The organism is Streptomyces hoynatensis (assembly GCF_003626535.1).
Taxonomy (GTDB): Bacteria; Actinomycetota; Actinomycetes; order Streptomycetales; family Streptomycetaceae; genus Streptomyces; species Streptomyces hoynatensis.
In genome coordinates this window covers 309036-330453 of sequence record NZ_RBAL01000008.1, presented here as the reverse complement: position 1 = coordinate 330453, position 21418 = coordinate 309036, and the positions used below count along the sequence as shown (strand labels likewise).

At 73.7% G+C, this 21418-nt stretch carries 17 protein-coding genes; 12 read left to right on the top strand and 5 right to left on the bottom strand.

What is annotated here, in order from left to right; translation table 11 throughout:
* Positions 1-117: 117 nt before the first annotated feature.
* Entirely contained in the window at positions 118-543 is a 426-nt protein-coding gene (locus D7294_RS16615; RefSeq protein ID WP_120680396.1) for an ATP-binding protein, read from the bottom strand.
* Between the two features lie 494 nt (positions 544-1037).
* Between D7294_RS16615 and D7294_RS16610 the strand changes: the two genes are divergently transcribed.
* The 3 genes from D7294_RS16610 (at position 1038) to D7294_RS16600 (ending at position 6903) form a co-directional block, all read left to right on the top strand.
* Positions 1038-3473 carry a Tex family protein gene (locus D7294_RS16610; protein ID WP_120680394.1) on the top strand — a complete coding sequence of 812 codons (2436 nt, stop codon included), beginning with the start codon at positions 1038-1040 and terminating at the stop codon, positions 3471-3473.
* A 384-nt stretch (positions 3474-3857) separates the two neighbouring features.
* On the top strand, positions 3858-4847 hold the full coding sequence (locus D7294_RS16605; RefSeq protein ID WP_120680392.1) for an acyl-ACP desaturase: 990 nt from the start codon (positions 3858-3860) through the stop codon (positions 4845-4847).
* A 448-nt stretch (positions 4848-5295) separates the two neighbouring features.
* Positions 5296-6903, top strand: a complete 1608-nt coding sequence (locus D7294_RS16600; protein ID WP_120680390.1) for an ABC-F family ATP-binding cassette domain-containing protein — start codon at positions 5296-5298, stop codon at positions 6901-6903.
* 124 nt (positions 6904-7027) lie between these two features.
* On the opposite strand, the gene D7294_RS16595 is transcribed toward D7294_RS16600, so the two are convergent.
* Entirely contained in the window at positions 7028-8794 is a 1767-nt protein-coding gene (locus D7294_RS16595; RefSeq protein WP_120680388.1) for an ABC transporter ATP-binding protein, read from the bottom strand.
* Between the two features lie 456 nt (positions 8795-9250).
* On the opposite strand from D7294_RS16595, the gene D7294_RS16590 reads away from it, so the two are divergent.
* Complete coding sequence (locus D7294_RS16590; protein ID WP_120680386.1) at positions 9251-9724, top strand: ATP-binding protein; 474 nt, start codon at positions 9251-9253, stop codon at positions 9722-9724.
* Positions 9725-9810: 86 nt separating this feature from the next.
* Here D7294_RS16590 and idi read toward each other — a convergent pair whose 3' ends face one another.
* From idi to galE, 3 genes are all read right to left on the bottom strand, one after another.
* Entirely contained in the window at positions 9811-10392 is a 582-nt protein-coding gene (gene idi, locus D7294_RS16585) for an isopentenyl-diphosphate Delta-isomerase (protein WP_120680384.1), read from the bottom strand.
* 185 nt (positions 10393-10577) lie between these two features.
* Positions 10578-11513: a cation diffusion facilitator family transporter gene (locus D7294_RS16580; RefSeq protein WP_120680382.1), complete on the bottom strand. Its 936-nt coding sequence runs from the start codon at positions 11511-11513 to the stop codon at positions 10578-10580.
* 225 nt (positions 11514-11738) lie between these two features.
* Positions 11739-12815: a UDP-glucose 4-epimerase GalE gene (galE, locus tag D7294_RS16575; RefSeq protein WP_120680380.1), complete on the bottom strand. Its 1077-nt coding sequence runs from the start codon at positions 12813-12815 to the stop codon at positions 11739-11741.
* Positions 12816-13007: 192 nt separating this feature from the next.
* Between galE and D7294_RS16570 the strand changes: the two genes are divergently transcribed.
* The 8 genes from D7294_RS16570 (at position 13008) to hpnC (ending at position 21408) form a co-directional block, all read left to right on the top strand.
* The gene (locus D7294_RS16570) at positions 13008-14900 is read left to right on the top strand and encodes a DUF5941 domain-containing protein (protein ID WP_120680378.1); all 1893 of its coding nucleotides are present in this window, start codon (positions 13008-13010) and stop codon (positions 14898-14900) included.
* The gene (locus D7294_RS16565; protein ID WP_120680376.1) at positions 14897-15664 is read left to right on the top strand and encodes a phosphocholine cytidylyltransferase family protein; all 768 of its coding nucleotides are present in this window, start codon (positions 14897-14899) and stop codon (positions 15662-15664) included. The genes D7294_RS16570 and D7294_RS16565 overlap by 4 nt, the downstream gene beginning before the upstream one ends.
* Complete coding sequence (locus D7294_RS16560) at positions 15652-16713, top strand: iron-containing alcohol dehydrogenase family protein (RefSeq protein ID WP_120680374.1); 1062 nt, start codon at positions 15652-15654, stop codon at positions 16711-16713. Before D7294_RS16565 ends, D7294_RS16560 begins: the two co-directional genes overlap by 13 nt.
* Positions 16691-17476, top strand: a complete 786-nt coding sequence (locus D7294_RS16555; RefSeq protein WP_120680372.1) for a CDP-alcohol phosphatidyltransferase family protein — start codon at positions 16691-16693, stop codon at positions 17474-17476. Before D7294_RS16560 ends, D7294_RS16555 begins: the two co-directional genes overlap by 23 nt.
* 47 nt (positions 17477-17523) lie before the next feature.
* The gene (locus tag D7294_RS16550; RefSeq protein WP_174248365.1) at positions 17524-18369 is read left to right on the top strand and encodes a glycosyltransferase family 2 protein; all 846 of its coding nucleotides are present in this window, start codon (positions 17524-17526) and stop codon (positions 18367-18369) included.
* Positions 18370-18453: 84 nt separating this feature from the next.
* Entirely contained in the window at positions 18454-19365 is a 912-nt protein-coding gene (locus D7294_RS16545; protein ID WP_120680370.1) for an ABC transporter permease, read from the top strand.
* A 25-nt stretch (positions 19366-19390) separates the two neighbouring features.
* The gene (locus D7294_RS16540) at positions 19391-20185 is read left to right on the top strand and encodes an ABC transporter ATP-binding protein (RefSeq protein ID WP_120680439.1); all 795 of its coding nucleotides are present in this window, start codon (positions 19391-19393) and stop codon (positions 20183-20185) included.
* Positions 20186-20388: 203 nt separating this feature from the next.
* Complete coding sequence (gene hpnC / locus D7294_RS16535; RefSeq protein WP_120680368.1) at positions 20389-21408, top strand: squalene synthase HpnC; 1020 nt, start codon at positions 20389-20391, stop codon at positions 21406-21408.
* The last annotated feature ends 10 nt before the right edge of the window (positions 21409-21418 follow it).

The following is a 21418-nucleotide window of genomic DNA, read 5'->3' as shown; positions in this document are numbered from 1 at the left end:
CCGGGCAGGAGGACGGCACCGGGGAGTGAGCCCCCGGGGCCCCGGCCTCGCGGGCCCCGGCTCCCCGGGGCCCCGGCGTTCAGGGCCCCGGGACGCGGGGCCCCGTCTCCGCCGGCCTCAGACGGGCTCGGAGGCGGCCGAGCCGACCCGCACCCAGACCTGCTTGCCGTCCTCGGTCAGGGCGTAGCCGAGGTCGTCGGCCATCTCCCGCAGCAGCCACAGGCCCCTGCCCTCCTCGGCGGTCCAGTCCGGCAGGGTGATCTTCGGCAGCGCGGAGGACCGGTCGTGCACCGTGACCAGCACGGCCTCGCCGAGATGGCACAACTCCAGCGTGCAGCGCGGGTCCGCCACGTGCCGCGCCACGTTGGACAGCAGCTCGGTGACGCCGTGCAGCACCACCTCGGTGACGTGCGGCGGCTGACGCCACTCGCGCATGCTGAGCGAGGCCAGGCGCCGGAAATGCGCCAGATCCTCCCGCCTGGCCGTCAGCAGCCAGCTGCGGCAGAGGCGTTGCGTCCCGGCGTCCGGGCTGGTGAGCGTCATGGTCCCTCCGGTGTCTCCACGGCGTGTCATGGAGTGGGTGCACTGGGTTACTTCACGCACCCTGCCCCTAACTCCCGGCAGTCCGCAAGGAATTCAGCTGCACGTGTGGAGTTCATATCACCCGGAGGAGTGGCCGAGTTGACATCGGCTCACCTTCGTCACCCGAAGCGCGCAGGCCGCGCCCGCCCGGGTCGGCGTTCCTGGCCGAAAGTGCGCGCGAACCCGCCCCGCGCCGGGCCCCGCACGGGCCGCGGGCCGCCCGCGGGCCGCGGCGCCCGCCGGGCCGACCAGCGGATTTCCGGCCATCCTGATCATCGCCGCGCGCCCGGGCCGCCCGGACGCGCGCCCCCGGCTCCCCGCCCCCCCCAGTCGGCCGGGGCGGGGCCGCGCCGACTCGGTGCGGGGCAACCGCCCGTCGCGGCGTGCTTTGTCGGCCCCTCCTGCCAGAATGCACAGCGCGGCGCAGAGCGCGCCGGGAAAGCGGAGCAGTGACAGTGACACAGTCCGTCGCGGGGCGGTCCATCGAGGGCGTGATCGCCGAGGAGCTCGGGGTAAGGGAAGGGCAGATCCAGGCGGCCGTGAGTCTGCTCGACGGCGGTTCCACGGTGCCCTTCATCGCCCGCTATCGCAAAGAGGCCACCGGCATGCTCGACGACGCGCAGTTGCGCGCCGTCGAGGAGCGGCTGCGCTACCTGCGGGAGCTGGCCGAGAGGCGCGAGGCGATCCTGGAGTCGATCCGCGCCCAGGGGAAGCTGACCGACGAGCTGACGGCCGCCATCCTCGCCGCCGACACCAAGGCGCGCCTGGAGGACATCTACCTGCCCTACAAGCCCAAGCGGCGCACCAAGGCGCAGATCGCCCGCGAGGCCGGCCTCGAGCCGCTGGCCGACGGGCTGCTCGCCGACCCGGAGGTGGCGCCGCAGGCCGCCGCCGCGGCCTTCGTCGACGAGGCCAGGGGCGTGCCCGACGCGGAGGCCGCCCTCCAGGGCGCCCGCGCCATCCTCACCGAGCGCTTCGGCGAGGACGCCGACCTGCTGGGCGAGTTGCGCGAGCGGATGTGGACCAGGGGGCGGCTGAGCGCCAGGGTGCGGGAGGGCAAGGAGACCGAGGGCGCCAAGTTCGCGGACTACTTCGACTTCGCCGAGCCCTTCACCGAGCTGCCCTCGCACCGGGTGCTCGCCATGTTCCGCGGCGAGAAGGAGGAGGTCCTCGACCTCCAGCTGGAGCCGGAGGACCCGGCGGAGGCCGAGGGGCGGCAGGCCGCGGGCGAGCCCTCCCCCTACGAGCGGGCCATCGCCCACCGCTTCGGCATCGCCGACCGCGGGCGCCCCGCCGACCCCTGGCTGGCGGAGACCGTCCGCTGGGCCTGGCGCACCCGCATCCTGGTGCACCTGGGCATCGACCTGCGCGCCAGGCTGCGCACCCGGGCCGAGGACGAGGCGGTCGCCGTCTTCGCCGCCAACCTGCGCGACCTCCTGCTCGCCGCCCCGGCCGGCACCCGCCCCACCATGGGCCTCGACCCCGGCCTGCGCACCGGGGTCAAGGTGGCCGTCGTGGACGCCACGGGCAAGGTGGCCGCCACCGACACGATCTACCCGCACGCCCCGCACCGGCGCTGGGACGAGGCCCTGAAGCGGCTCGCCTCGCTGGCCGTCGAGCACGGCGTCGAGCTGATCGCCATCGGCAACGGCACGGCCTCCAGGGAGACCGACAAGCTGGCGGGCGAGCTGGTCGCCCTGCTGCCGGAGCAGCGGCTGACCAGGATGGTGGTCTCCGAGGCCGGCGCCTCCGTCTACTCGGCCTCCGCCTACGCCGCCAGGGAGCTGCCCGGCATGGACGTGTCGCTGCGCGGCGCCGTGTCCATCGCCCGCCGCCTGCAGGACCCGCTCGCCGAATTGGTCAAGATCGACCCCAGGTCCATCGGCGTGGGCCAGTACCAGCACGACCTGTCCGAGGTGAAGCTCTCCCGCTCGCTCGACGCGGTCGTCGAGGACTGCGTGAACGGCGTGGGCGTCGACGTGAACACCGCCTCCGTGCCCCTGCTCGCCAGGGTCTCGGGCATCGGCACCACCCTCGCGGAGAACATCGTCTCCCACCGCGACGCCAACGGCCCCTTCCGCAGCCGCGGTTCCCTCAAGGACGTGGCCAGGCTCGGGCCCAAGGCCTTCGAGCAGTGCGCGGGCTTCCTGCGCATCCGCGAGGGCGACGACCCCCTCGACGCCTCCGCCGTGCACCCCGAGGCGTACCCGGTGGTGCGGCGCATGGCCGGCGCCACCGGCGGCGACGTGCGCGCCCTGATCGGCAACGGCCAGGCGCTGCGCGCGCTGCGGCCGGCCGACTTCGTGGACGAGACCTTCGGCCTGCCCACGGTCACCGACATCCTGCGCGAGCTGGAGAAGCCGGGCCGCGACCCGCGCCCGGCCTTCAGGACCGCCCGCTTCAAGGAGGGCGTGGAGAAGATCGGCGACCTGAGCCCGGGCATGGTGCTTGAGGGCGTGGTCTCCAACGTGGCGGCATTCGGGGCGTTCGTGGACGTCGGCGTGCACCAGGACGGCCTGGTCCACGTCTCCGCGATGTCGCGCCGGTTCGTCTCCGACCCCAGGGAGGTCGTCAAGCCCGGCGACATCGTCACGGTGAAGGTGCTCGACGTGGACGTGCCGCGCAAGCGCATCTCGCTCACCCTGCGCCTCGACGAGGAGCCGGGCGCCGGCCGCGGGCGCGAGGACCGGCCCCGGGGCGAGCGCGGGGACCGGGGCGAGCGGCGGGACCGCCGGGAGCGCGGCGGCGCCGCGAGCGGCGGGAACGGCGGCTCCCCGCGCCAGCGCGACCGGCGGGGCGGCGCCCGGCGAGAGGCGCCGGCGCCGGCGAACAGCGCGATGGCGGACGCCCTGCGCCGCGCGGGGCTGCTCGGCCCGGAGCGGGGCCGCTGAGCGCGGCCGGCCGGGGAAGTCCACCCGGCAGCGCGTGAAAAACGTCATAACGGCGGGCGTTTGAGGGCCCGGGCCACCAGGTGTGGCCCGGGCCCGAGCCGTGTCCTGGGGCCGGTTCTCGTCCACCGCCTTGCCAGACCGGGGGGTAACAACTTACGGTGCCGTAACCTACGGTCTCGTAGGTACTTCCTCTCACCGTCCGATCGTCTCGTCTTCTCTTCCGCCGTCTCTCCCGTCGTCTTCCCGTCGTTCTCCGTCGTTCTCCGTCGTTCGTCCCTCGCTTCCCGTCCGTCGTCCGCCCCGCCCGCCCCGTGCGTCCGCGGCGCCGACCCCGCGCCGCCCACCGGGCAGGCGGACGAATTGTCAGCGCCCCCAGGAGTGTTCGTGACCGCTAGCCCCGCCCGTCTCACCTCGTCTCGCGAGTGGACGGACACCCGTCTGCTCTTCGCCCTGGAGGAGGTGGTCGAACGCGAGCTGAACCGGCACCTGAAGGTGGCCAAGGACTGGATGCCCCACGAGTACGTGCCCTGGAGCCTGGGGCGGGACTTCGACGGTCCGCTCGGCGGCGAGGCATGGGCCCCCGACCAGTCGAAGGTGACCGACGTCGGGCGCACCGCCCTGGTGGTCAACCTCCTCACCGAGGACAACCTGCCGAGCTACCACCACGAGATCGCCACGATCTTCGGCCGCGACGGGGCCTGGGGCACCTGGGTGCACCGCTGGACGGCCGAGGAGGGCCGCCACGGCATCGTGATGCGGGACTACCTGCTCACCTCGCGGGCCGTCGACCCCGTGCAGCTGGAGAACTTCCGGATGGCGCACATGTCGGAGGGCTTCGAATCGGACAACAGCCACTCCCTGCTGCACTCGGTGGCCTACGTCGCCTTCCAGGAACTGGCCACCCGCATCTCGCACCGCAACACCGGCCGCGAGTCGGGGGACCCGGTGTGCGACCGGATGCTGGCCCGGATAGCCACCGACGAGAACCTGCACATGGTCTTCTACCGCAACCTGCTGGCCGCCGCCTTCGAGCTGGCCCCCGACCAGACGATGCAGGCCGTGCGGGACGTCGTCGTCGGCTTCCGGATGCCGGGCCACGGCATCCCCGGATTCGAGCGCGCCGCCGCGAAGATGGCCATCGGCGGCATATACAACCTGCGCATCCACCACGACGAGGTGCTGCTGCCCGTCCTGCGCTTCCTGAAGACCATGAACCTCAGCGGCCTCGGCCCCGAGGGCCGCAAGGCCCAGGAGGAACTCGGCCTCTTCCTCGGCGGCCTCGACGACGAGGCCAGGAGCTTCGACGAACGCCTCGCCGCGCGCCGCGCCCGCGCCGAGGCCCGCGCCGGGGCCCGCGCCGCCGGGAACGCCTGAGGCCCGGCCGGCGCACCGCCGCCGGCCGGCCGCCGCGGCGCGGCCCCCGCCGCCGGGCGGGGCCCGGCGCCCCCGCGAGGCGGGGCTCCCGGCCAGGGGGCCCCCTTGCGCTTGCCCGCGCCCGCGCCCGCCGCCTAAAGTCGTGACGGCCCTGTTGCCGTCGAGAGGAGAGGCCGTGGCCGGCTGAGGTCGAAGACACCGCGTGCCCGCAGGCCGCGCGTGCCCGAGAGCACGCGTGCCGGCCGCGCCGCGCGATCGGCCTCTGACGTGAAGCCACCCCGGCCTCCGCCTTCCCACGATCACCCAGTGCCCCGGTCTGCCCCGGGCCCGGTGTCCTTCCCGCAATCCCGCCACGGCGGGCCGGTCACGGCCGGCCCGAGCCGGCCCGTGCCCGGCCGCCGCCGTGGAACCGCAGGAATCCACCACCCCGAGCAGACCGGAGGCCACCGTGCCCGTATCCGCCACCCAGATCGCCTGCACCCGGCTGTCCTTCGCCTGGCCCGACGGCAGCGTGGTCTTCGACGGCCTCGACCTCGCCCTCGGCCCCGGGCGCACCGGCCTGATCGGGCTCAACGGCTCCGGGAAGTCGACCCTGCTGAGGCTGCTGGCAGGCGAGTTGCGCCCCACCGCAGGCTCGGTGCGGGTGGCGGGCGAGGTCGGCTACCTGCCGCAGAACCTCACCCTCGACACCACCCAGCGGGTCGACCGCATGCTCGGCATCGACGCCGTGCGCGCCGCGCTGCACGCCATCGAGGCCGGCGATCCGGCCGAGGAGCACTTCGCCACGGTCGGCGAGGACTGGGACGTGGAGGAGCGCACCCACGCCCTCCTCGACCAGCTCGGCCTCGGGCACATCGACCTCGACCGGACCGTCGGCCGGCTCTCCGGCGGCGAGACCGTGCTGCTCAGCCTGGCGGCCCTGCTGCTGCGGCGGCCCGGGGTGCTGCTGCTGGACGAGCCGACGAACAACCTCGACCTGCGGGCCCGCGAACGGCTCCACGCCGCCGTCGCCGCCTTCGGGGGCGTCCTCCTCGTGGTCAGCCACGACCGCGAACTGCTCGAACGCGTCGACCACATCGCCGACCTGAGGGACGGCCGGGTCACCTGGTACGGCGGCACCCTCTCCCGGTACGAGGAGGCGCTCGCGGTCGAACAGGAGGCCGCGGAGCGCCTGGTGCGGGCCGCGGAGGCGGAGGTGCGGCGGCAGAAGCGGGAGTTGATCGAGGCTCACGACAAGCTCGCGGGCCGCAGCCGCAACGCGCGGAAGGCGTTCGAGAACAAGCGCGACTCGCGGGCCGCGATGCGGATGAAGAAGCGGACCTCGCAGGAGTCCGCGGGCAAGCTCCTCGGCCTGCACCAGGAGCGCCTCGCCGAGGCCAGGGAGCGGCTGGAGACGGCGGAGAGCGCGGTCCGCGACGACGACGAGATCCGGGTGGACCTGCCGCACACCGCCGTGCCCGCGCGCCGCCGGGTGCTCAGCCTGGACGGGGTGCGGATGAGGCAGGGCTCCAGGGCCACCCTGGAGGTGCTCGGCCCCGAGCGGATCGCCCTGGTCGGCCGCAACGGGGCGGGAAAGTCCACGCTGCTCGACACCATCGCCGGCGAACTGGCCCCGGCGGCGGGCACGGTGGCGGTCCACGTGCCGCTGCGCTACCTCCCCCAGCGGCTGGACCTGCTGGACGCGGAGCTGAGCGTCGCGGAGAACGTCAGGCGGCTGGCGCCCGGCGCCGACCCCCAGCACATCCGCGCCCAGCTCGCGCGCTTCCTGTTCCGCAAGAACCGGCCGGACCAGCGGGTCGGCACCCTCTCCGGCGGCGAGCGCTTCCGCGCCTCGCTGGCCGCCCTGCTGCTGGCCGAGCCTGCCCCGCAGCTGCTGATGCTGGACGAGCCGACCAACAACCTGGACCTCGCCAGCGTCCGCCGGCTGACCTCCGCGCTCGGCGCCTACCGCGGGGCGCTGCTCGTCGCCAGCCACGACCTGCCCTTCCTGCACGGCATCGGCGTGACCCGCTGGCTGCACCTGGCGGAGGAGCTGACCGAGATCGACCCGCTGTGAGCCGCGGCCGGGCGCGGCCGGGCGCGGCCGGCGGGAGCGGGCCGCCGCGGGCCCTCGCCGCGCGGCGGGGGAGCGGGGGCGGGGAGCGGGGCCCGGGGGCCGGGCGTCCGGCCCCCGTGGCCGCTCAGGTCACCTGGGTCGACTGCAGCCTGGCGTACGCCCCGCCGCGGCTGAGGAGTTCGGCGTGGCTGCCGATCTCCGAGATCCGGCCCTGATCGAGGACCACGATGCGGTCGGCGTTGCGGACCGTGGAGAGCCGGTGGGCGACCACGAAGACCGTGCGGCCGCACATCAGCCGGTCCATCGCCTCCTGCACCAGGGCCTCCGACCTGGTGTCAAGCGCGGAGGTGGCCTCGTCGAGCACCAGGATGCGCGGGTCGCGGATCAGCGCCCGCGCGATGGCGATGCGCTGCCGCTGCCCGCCGGAGAGCCGCGCGCCGCGCTCGCCGACCACCGTGTCCAGGCCGCCGGGCAGCCGGTCGACGAACTCCAGCGCGTTGGCGTCCCGCAGGGCGGCGCGCACGGTCTGCTCGTCCACGTCGGGCAGGCCGTAGCCGACGTTCTCCCTGATGCTGCCCTCGAAGAGCACCGAGTCCTGCGGCACCACGGACAGGAAGCGCCGGTAGCTGCGCAGGTCGAGGGTGGCCATGTCGGCGCCGTCCAGCAGGATCCGCCCGGAGACCGGGCGGATGAAGCCGATGAGCAGGTTCAGGATGGTGGACTTGCCCGCCCCCGAGGCGCCGACCAGCGCCACCGTCTCGCCCGGCCGTACCGAGAGGCTGAAGTCGGTGACCGCGGCGGCCCCCTCGGCGTCGTAGCGGTAGGTGACCGACTCGAAGTCGATCCGGCCCATGACGGCCGGGACCTCCGCCTTCCCCGCGTTGACCTCCAGGTCGGGGGCCTGGAGCACCTCGCCGGCGGAGCGGACCGACTCCAGGCCCTTGGCCACGATGGGCGCCAGGCCCATGAGCATCGTCATGGAGCCGGTGAGGGTGGTGAAGAACGTGCTGAGCATGACGACGTCGCCCGGGCTGATCGGCAGCCAGGCGTAGTACGAGATCAGGGCCGCGCCCGCGAGGAAGGCCGTGCCGATGGTCTGGAGGAGAATCCAGGCGATCGCGCCGAAGTGGCCGTTGAGCAGGTCAAGACGTATGCCGGCGCTGAGCACCTGCCGCAGGGTGCCGTCCACCCGGCCGAGGGCGGCGCGCTCCAGGCCGTGGGCGCGGGTCACCGGCATGAGACTGGTCATCTCGCCGATGCGCGAGGACAGTTGCTCCACCTGTCTGCGGAAGTGCTCGTTGTGGCTGCGCAGTCTCTCGCGCAGCCGCCGGACGAGCAGGCTGGCGGCCGGCACGACCAGCACGAAGGCGGGCAGCGCGGCGGGGACCCGCAGGCCGATCACCACCAGGCCGCCGATGAGCGAGATGACGGCGGCAAGGCCGGTGTCGGCGCTCTGCTGTACCGACTGCTCGATGTTTTCCACATCCCTGATCACCTTGGTCTGCAGGGCGCTCGCACTCGTTCGCGAGTGATAACCGATGGAGAGTTCCTGCATCCGGTGGCACAGCGCCGAGCGAAGTCCGGTTCCGGTGCGGCGGACGCTGCAGTGCATGCAGCGCACATAGAGCATGTGGGTGGGGTAGTTGAGCAGCAGGACCACGACGAGCACGAGCGTGTTGCCGCCGAGTTCGGAGATGGGCCGCTTCTCCACGACGATGTCGATGATGTTCGCCGTGACGAGCGGAAGCAGCCAGACCGGGCTGTGTTTCACGACGAATGCCAGCACCGCGACGAGCAGCCGCAGCCGGTCTTTCCTGAAGAGGTAGGCGAGGGTCCGCACCGGGTGTTCCCCCTGGTAGCGGTGCTCCAGAGGACCTTGCGGAAGAGCCATGACAGCTGTGCTCCAACGTGCGGGGATCGAGTTGGGATGACCTTGCCCCTGATGCGCGTCGAACACTCTCCGAAATGATGAGGGCGAATGCCCTCTGCCCTTTTCCTTATGGTTAGGGGTAATTCATATACATGGTGATAGTAGCCATGTATGGTGCTGCGTCGCGTGAAACGGACGTGGTCCCGACACGCGCCGATCGGGCGGCGATCCGATTTCGCCACGTGTGCGGAATCGCGAGGGCGGCCCGGGGATGCGCCCGGGCGCCAGGAGGCCGTGCATTCACAACGGTGCGCCCCGCCAGGACGTGCGCGGGCCCCGCGTGCGCCCTCCCGGCGGGGTTTAAAAAAGCGGTCGCCGAATTGTCTTAAGCGGAAATCGGCGACCAAAAAACGAGCGATATCTGACGAGTTCCGGTCTGTTGGTCATGTTGCCCTGGCACATGCCAAGACTCGGACCATGGACAGGAGAACCGGCGCCCTGCCGCGTCCCAGGGGGACGAGCAGCCACGCGCCCACCGGCACCTGGCGGTTCACCGTTGCCCCGAGGGACGGCTCCGTGCCGCAGGTCCGCCACGCGGTCCGCGACCTCCTTTGCCGCCAGTACCCGCCGCTGCGGGCCGACCTGCTGCACGGTGCGCTGCTGATCCTCTCCGAGCTGGTCACCAACGCCGTACGGCACGCGGCCCTGCTCACCCCCGAGATCGGCGTCGAGGTGACCCTCCAGGCCGGCCTGCTCCGGCTTGCGGTCGAGGACGGCCACCCCTACCGGCCCAGGGCGCTGCAGCTCTCCCCCGAGCGGCAGCTCACCAGCGGGCGGGGGCTGCTGCTGGTGAAGGCCACCGCCGCGGAGGCGGGCGGCGCCTGCGGGGTGGAGCCGACCGCCGCGGGAGGCAAGGTGGTCTGGGCCGCGCTGCCGCTGCACGGCGGCTGACCGGCGCCGCCGCGCCCGGGGCGGCTCGCCTCTCGAAACCGCGGACCGCGCGCCGGGGCCGGGCGTGCGGCCCCGGGCGCGGGCCCTCACCAGCCCGCGGCGGCGCCCGTCAGCTCGCGGATCGCGGGCCGCGCGGCGTCGAGCACCGTGCGGAACCACACCGAGAAGGGCCGCCCGGCGTGCAGCCGGCGCAGCTCCTCCGGGGTGACGAAGGCGGTCTCCGTCACCTCGGCCGGATCGGGCCGCGGGTCCTGGTCGACCACGCCCGCGAACAGGTGGTTGAACTCGCGCTCCACCAGGCCGGATTCCGGGTCGCGGTGGTGGTAGCTGACGGTGCCGGCCTCGCGCAGCAGCGCCGGCGCCGTGCCCAGCTCCTCCGCGGTGCGGCGGGTGGCGGCCAGGAACGGCGGCTCCCCCGGGTAGGGATGCCCGCAGCAGGTGTTGGACCACACGCCGGGGGAGTGGTACTTCCCGTGGGCGCGCCGCTGGAGCAGCAGGCGGCCCGAGCGGTCGAAGAGGAAGACGGAGAAGGCCCGGTGCAGCCGCCCCGGGGACTGGTGCGCGGAGAGCTTCTCCGCGGTGCCGATCGTCCGGCCCGCCTCGTCGACGAGTTCGAGCATGACGGGTTCCGAGACGACGGCCGGGGCGGTGGCTGTGCTGTGGGGCATGTCTACCTTTTCTGTGCTGCTGCTGTTCCGGGACCGGCCGCCGCCGCGCGCGCCGCGCGACGGCCCGTGCGCCGCACTGACCGGCAGGTCCTGCCCGCCTGCCCGGCAGGTCCTGGCCTCCTGCCCGGCCTCCTGCTTCCTCGCGGACCTCGCGCGGTGGCCCCGTGCCCAGTCTGCCCCACCGGTCAGTGGCACAGGCCGGGCTCGTGCTCGGCGTGCCCCGAAGGCTCCAGCTGGAAGGTGCAGTGCGCCACCTCGAAATGCTCGCCGAGGCAGCCCTGGAGGTCGTGCAGCATCCGCTCCTGGCCCACCGCGTCCAGGGCCTCCTGGTCCACCACGACGTGCGCCGACAGCACCGGCATCCCCGAGGTGATCGTCCACACGTGCAGGTCGTGCAGGTCCCGGACGCCGGGCAGCCCGAGGATGTGCTCCCTGACCCGGGCCACCTCCACCTCCGGCGGCGCGGTCTCCAGCAGGACGTCCAGCGCCTCGCGCGCCAGCCGCACCGTCCTGGGCACGATCAGCACGGCGATGGCCAGCGAGGCGATCGGGTCCGCGCGCTGCCAGCCGGTGGCGAGGATCACCAGCGCGGCGGCCACCACGGCGAGCGAGCCCAGCGCGTCGGCGGCCACCTCGAGAAACGCGCCGCGCACGTTCAGGCTCTCCCGGCTGCCGCGCAGCAGCACGGCGAGGGAGGCGCAGTTCAGCGCCAGGCCGAGGGCGCCGAAGGCCACGGTGGGGCCGCCGGGCACCTCGGCGGGCGCGCCCAGCCTGGCCACCGACTCGACCAGCAGGTAGCCGCCGACGCCGAGCAGCAGCAGGCAGTTGAGCAGGGCCGCCAGGATCTCCATCCTGGCGAAGCCGAAGGTGCGCCGCTCGCTGGCCGGCCTGGCGGCCACGTGGACGGCGAAGAGCGCCATGGCCAGGCCGACCGCGTCGGTGGCCACGTGCCCGGCGTCGGCGAGCAGCGCCAGCGAGCCGGTGACCGCCGCCCCGGCGAGCTCGGCCACCAGCAGCGCGCACGCGAGGGCCAGCGCGATCCGCAGCCGCCCGCGGTGGGCGGCGCCCGCCGTGTGCGGGCCGCTCCGCGGCGCGCCGCCGTGGTGATGTCCTGCGCCCATGCGCCCCTGACACCTCCCTCTGCCGTCCTGCTGCCGTCCTGCTGCCGTCCTGCGCCCCGCCGCCCGGGCCCGCACCGTCCTGCCCGGCCCGCACCGTCCCCGGCCCGGCGTGCGCCGTCCGCGCCGGGCCGGGCCGGCCGGCGTTCCGGGAGGGGCCGAGCCGCCCCTCGCCCCCAGTGAACTATCCGGGCAGGGCCGGGGGCAACGCGGCACTGAACACCGTTGTCATCGGCCCGGCCGACCCGGCCGGCCCGATCCTGAGGCTTTCCCGGCGCCGGCGGCGAGCGCGGCCGAGGGGGCGGTGTCGCCCGCCGCCTGCCTGCCCGCCCAGGCCGAGGCGACCATGTCGGTCAGGTCCCGGCGCGCCGTGAAGCCGAGGCGCTCGCGGGCCAGGTCGGCGGAGGCGACCACCCGGGCGGGGTCGCCCGGGCGCCGCGGGGCGACCTCGGGGGCCGGCTCGCGCAGCCCGGTGACCTCCGCCACCAGGGTGGCCAGCTCCCGCACCGAGGCGCCGCGGCCCGTGCCCACGTTCACCGTCAGGTCGCCGGGCTCGGCCGTCGCCTCGGGGCGCTCCAGCAGGCGGGCGGCGGCCAGGTGCGCCTCGGCCAGGTCCGCGACGTGCACGTAGTCGCGCACGCAGGTGCCGTCGGGGGTGGGGTAGTCGTCGCCGAAGATCTGCGGGGGCAGGCCCTCGGCGAGCCGGTCGAAGAACATCGGGATGACGTTCGCGGCCCCGGCGTCCGCCAGCTCGGGGCGCGAGGCCCCCGCCACGTTGAAGTAGCGCAGGCACACGGTCGCGATGCCGTGCGCGCGCCCGGCCGCCCGCACCAGCCACTCGCCGGCCAGCTTGGTCTCGCCGTAGGGGTTCACCGGCGCGCAGGGCGTCTGTTCCGTGACCAGGCCGGAGGCGGGGGCCTGGCCGTAGACCGCGGCCGAGGAGGAGAAGACGAAGCGCCGCACCCCCGCCGCCGCGACGGCCTCGAGCAGCACGGTCAGCCCGTGCACGTTCTCCCGGTAGTAGCGCAGCGGCTCGGCCACCGACTCGGCGACCTGCTTGCGGGCCGCCAGGTGCACCACGCCGGTGATCCGGTTCTCCTCGCGCCCCTCGTGCCCGGCCAGCGTGCGGTCGAGGAGCGCCCGGTCCGCGACCGAGCCGCGGACGACGGGCAGCCCCGCGGGAAGGCGGCCGGGCAGGCCGGTGGAGAAGTCGTCCAGCACCACCACCCGCTCGCCCGCGGCTCGCATGACGTCGACTACGTGCGCTCCGATGTAACCGGCACCGCCGGTGATCAGCCAGGTCATGACGGCAGCCTACGGCGACCGCGCCCCGTGTCCGTGCGATCACGTAAGGTCGCATCTGCCCGCTCGGCGGCGAACGACGTGAACTCCGGGTTTCCTGATCCCAACGCCGTTATTGCCGCAGGGTGGTCATCAGATAATCTCTGCCGACGTGCAGGCCGCAGAGGGCGGTTCTGCCTCAAGGAGTGAGTTCAGCTGTCGACCGCGATCCTCACCGGTCCGCCCGTCTCGGGGGCGCCACTCGAAGACGACCTGCGGGCGCTCGGGTTCACCGTGCGGGCGGCGGAGAACGCCGCCGAGCTGAGCGGCGCGCTCGCCTCCGTGCCGGCGGGCGAGCGGGTGGCGGTGGTCGACCCGCGGTTCGTCGGGCACCGGCACAGCCTCAGGCTCGGCCTCACCGACCCGCGCTTCGCCGCCGCCGCCATCCCGGGGGCCGTCACCGTCACCGCCCCCGAGCGCGGCGCGCTCGCCGCCGCGCTGACGCAGGACGCCCGTGCGCACGGCGCCCAGGCCGCCGCCGAGGAGCCCGGGGCCTCCCGCTCCGTCGCCGCCCCGCCCGCCGCCTGCCTGGCGGACCGCCTCGCCGGCCGGATGGCCGCCGCAGGCGTCCGTGTGCACCGGCCCGAGCTCGGCACGCTGGTGGCCGGCGTGCCCACCAGCGAGGGCGCCCGCGCGCAGGCGGTGCGGGCCGTGGCCGCCGTGGACGAGGAAGCGGTCCGGCTGCGCAGCGCCGTGAAGTCCCGCGACGGCTTCTTCACCACCCACTTCGTCAGCCCCTACTCGCGCTACCTGGCCCGCTGGTGCGCCCGCCGCGGCCTCACCCCCAACCAGGTCACCACCGCCTCGCTGCTCACCGCGCTGATCGCCGCGGGCTGCGCGGCCACCGGCACCCGCGGCGGCTTCGTCGCGGCCGGGGTGCTGCTGCTGTGCTCCTTCGTCCTCGACTGCACCGACGGGCAGCTCGCCCGGTACTCCCTGCAGTACTCGACCCTCGGCGCCTGGCTCGACGCCACCTTCGACCGGGCCAAGGAGTACGCCTACTACGCCGGGCTCGCCCTCGGCGCCGCCCGCGCCGAGGACGACGTGTGGGCGCTCGCGCTCGGCGCGATGGTCCTGCAGACCGTCCGGCACATCGTGGACTTCTCCTTCAACGAGGCGCACCGGCCCGTCCTCACGGCCGCCGCCTCGGGCGGCGCCGACCCGGGCGCCGCCGCCCCCGCGGTCTCCCTCTCCGGGCGGCTGGACGCGATCGGCTGGACGGTGTGGGCCCGCCGGATAATCGTGCTCCCCATCGGGGAGCGCTGGGCCCTCATCGCCGTGCTCACCGCGCTCACCACCCCGCGCGTGACGTTCACCGTGCTGCTGATCGCCTCCGCGCTCGCCGCCTGCTACACGACCGCGGGCCGGCTGCTGCGCTCCCGCCGGCTCCCGGCCACCACCCCCGAGGCGGCGGGCGCCCTCACCGCGCTCGCCGACAGCGGGCCGCTCGCCGGCCTGCTGGGCCGGGTGCCCGCCCGCGCCGCCAGCGGCGGCGCGCTCACCAGCACCCTGTGGGCGCTCGCGGGCACGGTCCTGCTGGGGGGCGTGGTGCTCCTGCCGGAGGCGGCGGGCAGCTGGTACGCCGTGCTCGCCGCGCTCGGCTACGCCTTCTGCGCCGGCCAGGCCCTGGTCGCCCCGCTGCGCAAGCCCTTCGACTGGCTGCTGCCGCCGCTGTTCCGGATCGGGGAGTACGTCACGATCCTGGTCCTCGCCGCACGCCTTCAATCCGAAGGTCAGGTAAATGGAGCCTTGCCAGGGGCTTTCGGACTGGTGGCCGCTTGCGCCTACCATCACTACGACACGGTGTACCGCCTCCGCGGCGGCGCCGGGGCGCCTCCCCGCTGGCTGGTCCTGGCCTCCGGCGGACACGAGGGGCGCGCCCTCGTGGTCACCGCGGCCGCCGCCCTCTGGGCGACCGGCCGGGGATTCACCGTCGCGCTCGCGCTCCTCGGCGGTGCGCTCGCGCTCCTGGTGCTCGGGGAGAGCATCCGCTTCTGGATCTCCTCCCAGGCACCCGCCGTACACGACGAAACAGGAGAACCCGCATGATCGGCCTCGTGCTGGCCGCAGGCGCAGGACGGCGCCTCCGCCCCTACACGGACACCCTGCCCAAGGCCCTCGTGCCGGTCGTCGAGTCCCCCGTGGAGGAGGAGCGCAGGACGGTCCTCGACCTGGCCCTGGCGAACTTCGCCGAGGTCGGCATCGAGGAGGCGGCCATCGTCGTCGGCTACCGCAAGGAGGCCGTGTACGCGCGCAAGGACGCGCTGGAGCGCCGCCACGGGGTCCGGCTCACCCTGGTGGAGAACGACAAGGCCGAGGAGTGGAACAACGCCTACTCCCTGTGGTGCGCCCGCGACGTCCTCAAGGAGGGCGTCATCCTCGCCAACGGCGACACCGTGCATCCCGCCTCCGTCGAACGCACCCTCCTGGCCGCCCGGGAGCGGCAGCCGGGCGCAGGCGGCCGGATCATCCTCGCCCTGGACACCGTCAAGAAGCTCGCCGACGAGGAGATGAAGGTCGTCGCCGACCCGGAGAAGGGCGTGCGCCGCATCACCAAGCTGATGGACCCGGCCGAGGCCACCGGCGAGTACATCGGCGTCACGCTGATCGAGCCGGAGGCGGCGGCCGAGCTGGCCGACGCCCTGCAGGCCACGTTCGAGCGCGACCCGCAGCTCTACTACGAGGACGGGTACCAGGAGCTCGTCCACCGCGGATTCCGGGTCGACACCGAGCCGATCGGCGAGGTCAGCTGGGTCGAGATCGACAACCACGAGGATCTCGCCAGGGGACGGGAGATCGCGTGCCGGTACTGACCCGCCTCATCCCGTCCCCCGTCTCGGTCGACATCGCCGCCGGGGCCCTGGACAACCTGGCGGGGCTCCTGGCCGACCAGCGGATCTCCTCCTCGGGGCGGCTGGCCGTCGCCATCAGCAACGGCTCGGGCGCCGCCCTGCGCGAGCGGCTGGCCCCCGCCCTGCCCGGCGCCGACTGGTACGAGGTGTGCGACGGCACCATCGACGACGCCGTCCAGCTGGCCGACCGCATGCGCTCCGAGCACTACGACGCCCTGGTCGGGCTGGGCGGCGGCAAGATCATCGACGTCGCCAAGTACGCCTCGGCCCGGGTCGGCCTGCCGATGGTGGCCGTGGCCACCAACCTCGCCCACGACGGGATCTGCTCCCCGGTGTCCACCCTGGACAACGACGCGGGCCGCGGCTCCTACGGCGTGCCGGCCCCCATCGCCCTGGTCGTGGACCTGGACGTGATCAGGAAGGCGCCGGTCCGCTACGTGCGCTCGGGCATCGGCGACGCCGTCTCCAACATCTCGGCCATCGCCGACTGGGAGCTGTCCCACCGGGAGACCGGCGAGCAGATCGACGGGCTGGCCGCCGCCCTCGCCAGGCAGGCGGGCGAGGCGGTGCTGCGCCACCCGGGCGACTGCGCGGACGACTCGTTCCTCACCGTGCTCGCGGACGCCCTGGTGCTCACCGGGATCGCCATGTCGATCGCCGGCAACAGCCTGCCCTCCTCCGGCGCCTGCCACGAGATCAGCCACGCCCTGGACATCCTGTACCCCCGGCGTTCCGCCCCGCACGGCGAGCAGGTCGGCCTCGGCGCCGCCTTCGCGATGCACCTGCGCGGGGCGCGGGACCAGTGCCTGCTGATCAGCGAGACCCTGCGCCGGCACGGGCTTCCGGTACGGCCGGACGACATCGGCTTCACCCTCGACGAATTCGTGACCGCGGTCGCCTTCGCACCACAGACCCGACCCGGCCGTTACACGATTCTCGAGCACCTCGACCTCACCAACGACGAGATCAGGGACGCGTACGCGGACTATGTCAAAACCATCGGTAGCTGAGCTCCGCCCGGTCGTGCACCCGCCGGGGGTCAAGGACCGGCGCAGCGGGGAGCACTGGGCGGGACGCCTGTACATGCGGGAGATCTCGCTGCGCTGGACCAGGCACCTGGTCGGCGCCCGCGTCACGCCCAACCAGCTGACGTACCTGATGGTCCTCGCCGGCCTCGCGGCCGGGGCCTCGCTGCTGATCCCCGGCCTGGCGGGCGGCGTGCTCGGCGCCCTGCTCATCCAGGTCTACCTGCTGCTGGACTGCGTGGACGGCGAGGTGGCCCGCTGGCGCGCCCAGACCTCCATCACCGGCGTCTACCTGGACCGCGTGGGCCACTACCTGGCCGAGGCCGGGCTGCTCACCGGCTTCGGCCTGCGGGCGGCCGACGTCTTCGCCCGGGAGGGGCAGGCGCCGAACTGGCTGTGGGCCTTCCTCGGCACCGTGGCCGCGCTGGGCGCCATCCTGATCAAGGCGGAGACCGACCTGGTCGACGTCGCCCGCATCCGCGGCGGCCTGCCCGCGGTGCGTGACGAGGCCGCGGCGCCGCGTTCCTCCGGGCTCGCCCTGGCCAGGCGCGCCGCCTCGGCCCTCAAGTTCCACCGGCTGGTCGGCGGGGTGGAGGCCTCGCTGCTGATCCTGCTCCTCGCGGTGCTCGACGCGATACGGGGCGACCTGTTCTTCACCCGCCTCGGCGTGGTGCTGCTGGCCGCGATCGCCCTGGTGCAGACCCTGCTGCACCTGGTGTCCATCCTCGCGTCGAGCAGGCTGCGGTGAATGCGGTGGGGACGGCACAGCTGAAGCTCGGCGCGGTCATCCTCACCATGGGCGACCGCCCCGGCGAGCTCAGGGCGCTGCTGGACTCGGTGGCCGCCCAGGACGGCGCGCCCATCGACGTCGTGGTCGTCGGCAACGGCTCCTCGCTCGGGGACCTCCCCGAGGGGGTGCGCAGCCTGGAGCTTCCGGAGAACCTGGGCATCCCCGGTGGCCGGAATGCGGGCATCGAGACCTTCGGCCCGGGCGGCGGAGACGTCGATGTCCTGCTGTTTTTGGACGACGACGGACTGCTTCCGGACAAAGGTACGGCCGAGCTGGTCCGGGCCGCCTTCGAGGCCGACCCCCGCCTCGGGATCATCAGCTTCCGCATCGCCGACCCGCTGACCGGCACCACCCAGCGCCGCCACGTGCCGCGGCTGCGGGCCTCCGACCCCCTGCGCTCCTCCAGGGTGACCACCTTCCTCGGCGGCGCCAACGCCGTGCGCACCCAGGTCTTCCAGCAGGTCGGCGGGCTGCCCGACCACTTCTTCTACGCGCACGAGGAGACCGACCTGGCCTGGCGGGCGCTGGACGCAGGCTGGAGCATCGACTACCGCGCCGACATGGTGCTGCACCACCCCGCGACCGCCCCCTCCCGGCACGCGGTGTATCACCGTATGGTGGCCAGAAACCGCGTGTGGCTGGCCCGCCGCAACCTTCCACTGCCGCTCGTTCCCGTGTACCTCCTGGTGTGGCTGCTGCTGACGCTGCTGCGCAGGCCCTCCCGCGCCGCCCTCAAGGCGTGGTTCGGGGGCTTCGCGGAGGGCTGGCGGACCCCCTGTGGTCCCCGCAAGCCGATGCGTTGGCGTACGGTATGGCGCCTGACGCGTCTCGGCCGACCTCCTGTCATCTGACGGGGCCGGATCTGAGACGATCCAGAAGCCGCCGCTGCGCGGCGCCCATCCGCCTGCTGCCCTGCGAGGACGAGAGTTTTCAAGGTGAGTGAGACCACGCGCGCGAGTGCGCCACCACGCGATGTGTCTTTGGCCGAGCTAGCGGCCCGACATGGTCTTTCCGTCAGTGGGGCCAGGCCCTCGCTGGGGGAGTACGCGCGGCAGCTGTGGAGCCGCCGCCACTTCATCCTCGCCTTCTCCCAGGCGAAGCTGATGGCCCAGTACGGCCAGGCCAGGCTCGGCCAGCTGTGGCAGGTCGTCACCCCGCTGCTCAACGCCTGCGTCTACTTCTTCATCTTCGGCCTGGTGCTCAAGGGGCGCGGCGGGATGGGGAACAGCGAGTACATCCCCTTCCTGGTCACCGGCGTCTTCGTCTTCACCTTCACGCAGAACTCGGTGATGTCGGGCGTCAAGGCGATCTCCGGCAACCTCGGCCTGGTGCGGGCCCTGCACTTCCCCCGGGCCTCGCTCCCCATCTCCTTCTCCCTGCAGCAGCTCCAGCAGCTGCTCTTCTCGATGTCCGTCCTGGTCATCGTCATGCTCGGCTTCCAGCACTGGCCGACGTGGACCTGGTTCGCGGTCGTCCCCGCCCTGCTCCTCCAGCTCCTCTTCAACACCGGGCTCGCCCTGGTCATGGCGCGCCTCGGCAGCAACACCCCGGACCTGGCCCAGCTGATGCCCTTCATCCTGCGCACCTGGATGTACGCCTCAGGGGTCATGTTCCCGCTGCGTGAGAAGCTGGACGGCTCGGACGTCCCCGGCTGGGTGGGCGACATCATGCAGGCCAATCCCGCCGCCGTCTACATGGACCTGATGCGCTACGCGCTGATGCACGGCAGCTATCACGATACTGTCCCCACCAGCACCTGGCTGTGGGCCCTCGGCTGGGCCGTGGTCTTCGGAACCGGTGGGTTCGTGTACTTCTGGAAGGCGGAGGAGCAGTACGGCCGTGGCTGAAAGCGACATCCCTTCCGAGACGGGCCTGCGGCCCGGGGCAGGCATCCCCTCCGAGGCCGACGGCCGCATCCCCACCGTCGTGGCCGACGACCTGCACATCGTCTACCGGGTCTACGGCGCATCCGCCAGGGGCAATGCCACCTCCGCGCTGCGCCGCATCCTGCGCCGCGAGTCCCCGGCCTCCCGGGTCCGCGAGGTGCACGCGGTGCGGGGCGTCACCTTCGTCGCCTACCGGGGCGAGGCGATCGGCCTGATCGGCAGCAACGGCTCGGGCAAGTCCACGCTGCTGCGCGCCATCGCCGGGCTGCTGCCGGCCGAGCGGGGCCGGGTCTACACCGACGGGCAGCCCTCGCTGCTCGGCGTCAACGCGGCCCTGATGAACGACCTCACCGGCGAGCGCAACGTCATACTCGGTGGACTTGCCATGGGCATGACGCGCGAGCAGATCCGCAGCCGGTACCAGCAGATCGTCGACTTCTCCGGCATCAACGAGAAGGGCGACTTCATAAGCCTCCCGATGCGGACCTACTCCTCCGGCATGCAGGCCAGGCTGCGCTTCTCCATCGCCGCGGCCAAGGACCACGACGTGCTGATGATCGACGAGGCCCTGGCCACCGGCGACAAGTCCTTCCGCCGCCGCTCCGAGCAGCGCATTCGCGAGCTGCGCTCGGAGGCGGGCACGGTCTTCCTGGTCAGCCACAACAACAAGACGATCCGGGACACCTGCGACCGGGTGCTGTGGCTGGAGAAGGGCGAGCTCTTGATGGACGGCCCGGCCGACCAGGTGCTGAAGGCGTACGAGGAAGAGACCGGAAAGTAGCCGCCGGGCCGCGGGCGGGGCCACGGCCAGGCAGCGGCACCGCCCGCCGCCGGGCGGTGGCCCGGCCGCACCGGCCGTGCCCGGCGGCGGCCCGGCGGCGGCCCGGCAGCGGTCCGGTGGTGCCGGCGGCACGGGCCTGGCGCGGGTGCGGCGCGTGCCGCGGGTACGGCGGTGGCGAGGCGGACGTGAGGGAGAAGGGCAGCATGACCAGCAGCCTGCCCGGGCCCGACCGGGGCCGGACCGGCGGGAGGGCGAGAGCACAGCGGCCGGGGAAGACCGGGAGGGCCGACGCGGCGGGGGCGGCCGGGCGGCGCCCGGGGACGAGCGCGGCGGCGGGGCCGGCCGAGGGCGTCCTGGCCAAGGCGGCGCACGAGAACTTCCCGGTGGCGCCGCGCTTCCTGCCGCGCGCCTGGCGGGCCGACCTGATGAGCCTGTACGGCTACGCCAGGCTCGTCGACGACATCGGCGACGGGGACCTCGCCCCAGGCGGCGCCGACGCCGTCCTGCTCGGGCTCGACGCGGACCGCGCCGGGGACAGGCCCGCCATGCTGGACGCGGTGGAGGCCGACCTGCGGCGCGTCTTCGCCGCCGCGGAGGGCGGCCCCCCGCCCGGGCACCCGCTGCTGCGGGAGCTGATCCCCACCGTGCGGCGCGCCGGCCTTCGCCCCGAGCCCTTCCTCGCGCTCATCGAGGCCAACCGCCTCGACCAGCGCGTCCACCGCTACGCGAGCCTGGAGGACCTGCTCGGCTACTGCGAGCTGTCCGCCAATCCCGTCGGCCGCCTCGTGCTCGCCGTCACCGGCACCAGCACCCCGGAGCGGGTGCGGCACTCCGACGCGGTGTGCACCGCCCTCCAGCTGATCGAGCACCTCCAGGACGTCCCGGAGGACCTCGCCAAGGGCCGGATCTACCTGCCGGCCGACCTCATGGCGCGGTTTCGCGTCGCCGAGGAGGACCTCGCCACCCCCACCGCCGGCGCCTCCGTGCGCACCCTGATCGCATACCTGACCGACCAGGCACGTAGGCTGCTCGACGAGGGCGCCCCCCTGGTGGGGAGCCTCACCGGGCGGCTGCGGTTGCTGCTCGCCGGCTTCGTCGGCGGCGGCAGGGCAGCGGCCAAGGCCATCGCCGACGCCGGGTACGACGTGCTGGCCGGACCGCCGAAACCGAGCAGGGCGGGACTGCTGTACGCGGCGGTGACGACACTGCGAAGAGGAACATGAGCGCCAACCC

What these genes read in the sequence shown, in the direction of transcription:
- D7294_RS16615 (WP_120680396.1), bottom strand. Translation starts at nt 543, where the DNA reads ATGACGCTCACCAGCCCGGACGCCGGGACGCAACGCCTCTGCCGCAGC.
- D7294_RS16595 (WP_120680388.1), bottom strand. Translation starts at nt 8,794, where the DNA reads ATGGCTCTTCCGCAAGGTCCTCTGGAGCACCGCTACCAGGGGGAACAC.
- D7294_RS16590 (WP_120680386.1), top strand. Translation starts at nt 9,251, where the DNA reads ATGGACAGGAGAACCGGCGCCCTGCCGCGTCCCAGGGGGACGAGCAGC.
- idi (WP_120680384.1), bottom strand. Translation starts at nt 10,392, where the DNA reads ATGCCCCACAGCACAGCCACCGCCCCGGCCGTCGTCTCGGAACCCGTC.
- D7294_RS16580 (WP_120680382.1), bottom strand. Translation starts at nt 11,513, where the DNA reads ATGGGCGCAGGACATCACCACGGCGGCGCGCCGCGGAGCGGCCCGCAC.
- galE (WP_120680380.1), bottom strand. Translation starts at nt 12,815, where the DNA reads ATGACCTGGCTGATCACCGGCGGTGCCGGTTACATCGGAGCGCACGTA.
- D7294_RS16565 (WP_120680376.1), top strand. Translation starts at nt 14,897, where the DNA reads ATGATCGGCCTCGTGCTGGCCGCAGGCGCAGGACGGCGCCTCCGCCCC.
- D7294_RS16555 (WP_120680372.1), top strand. Translation starts at nt 16,691, where the DNA reads ATGTCAAAACCATCGGTAGCTGAGCTCCGCCCGGTCGTGCACCCGCCG.
- D7294_RS16550 (WP_174248365.1), top strand. Translation starts at nt 17,524, where the DNA reads ATGGGCGACCGCCCCGGCGAGCTCAGGGCGCTGCTGGACTCGGTGGCC.
- hpnC (WP_120680368.1), top strand. Translation starts at nt 20,389, where the DNA reads ATGACCAGCAGCCTGCCCGGGCCCGACCGGGGCCGGACCGGCGGGAGG.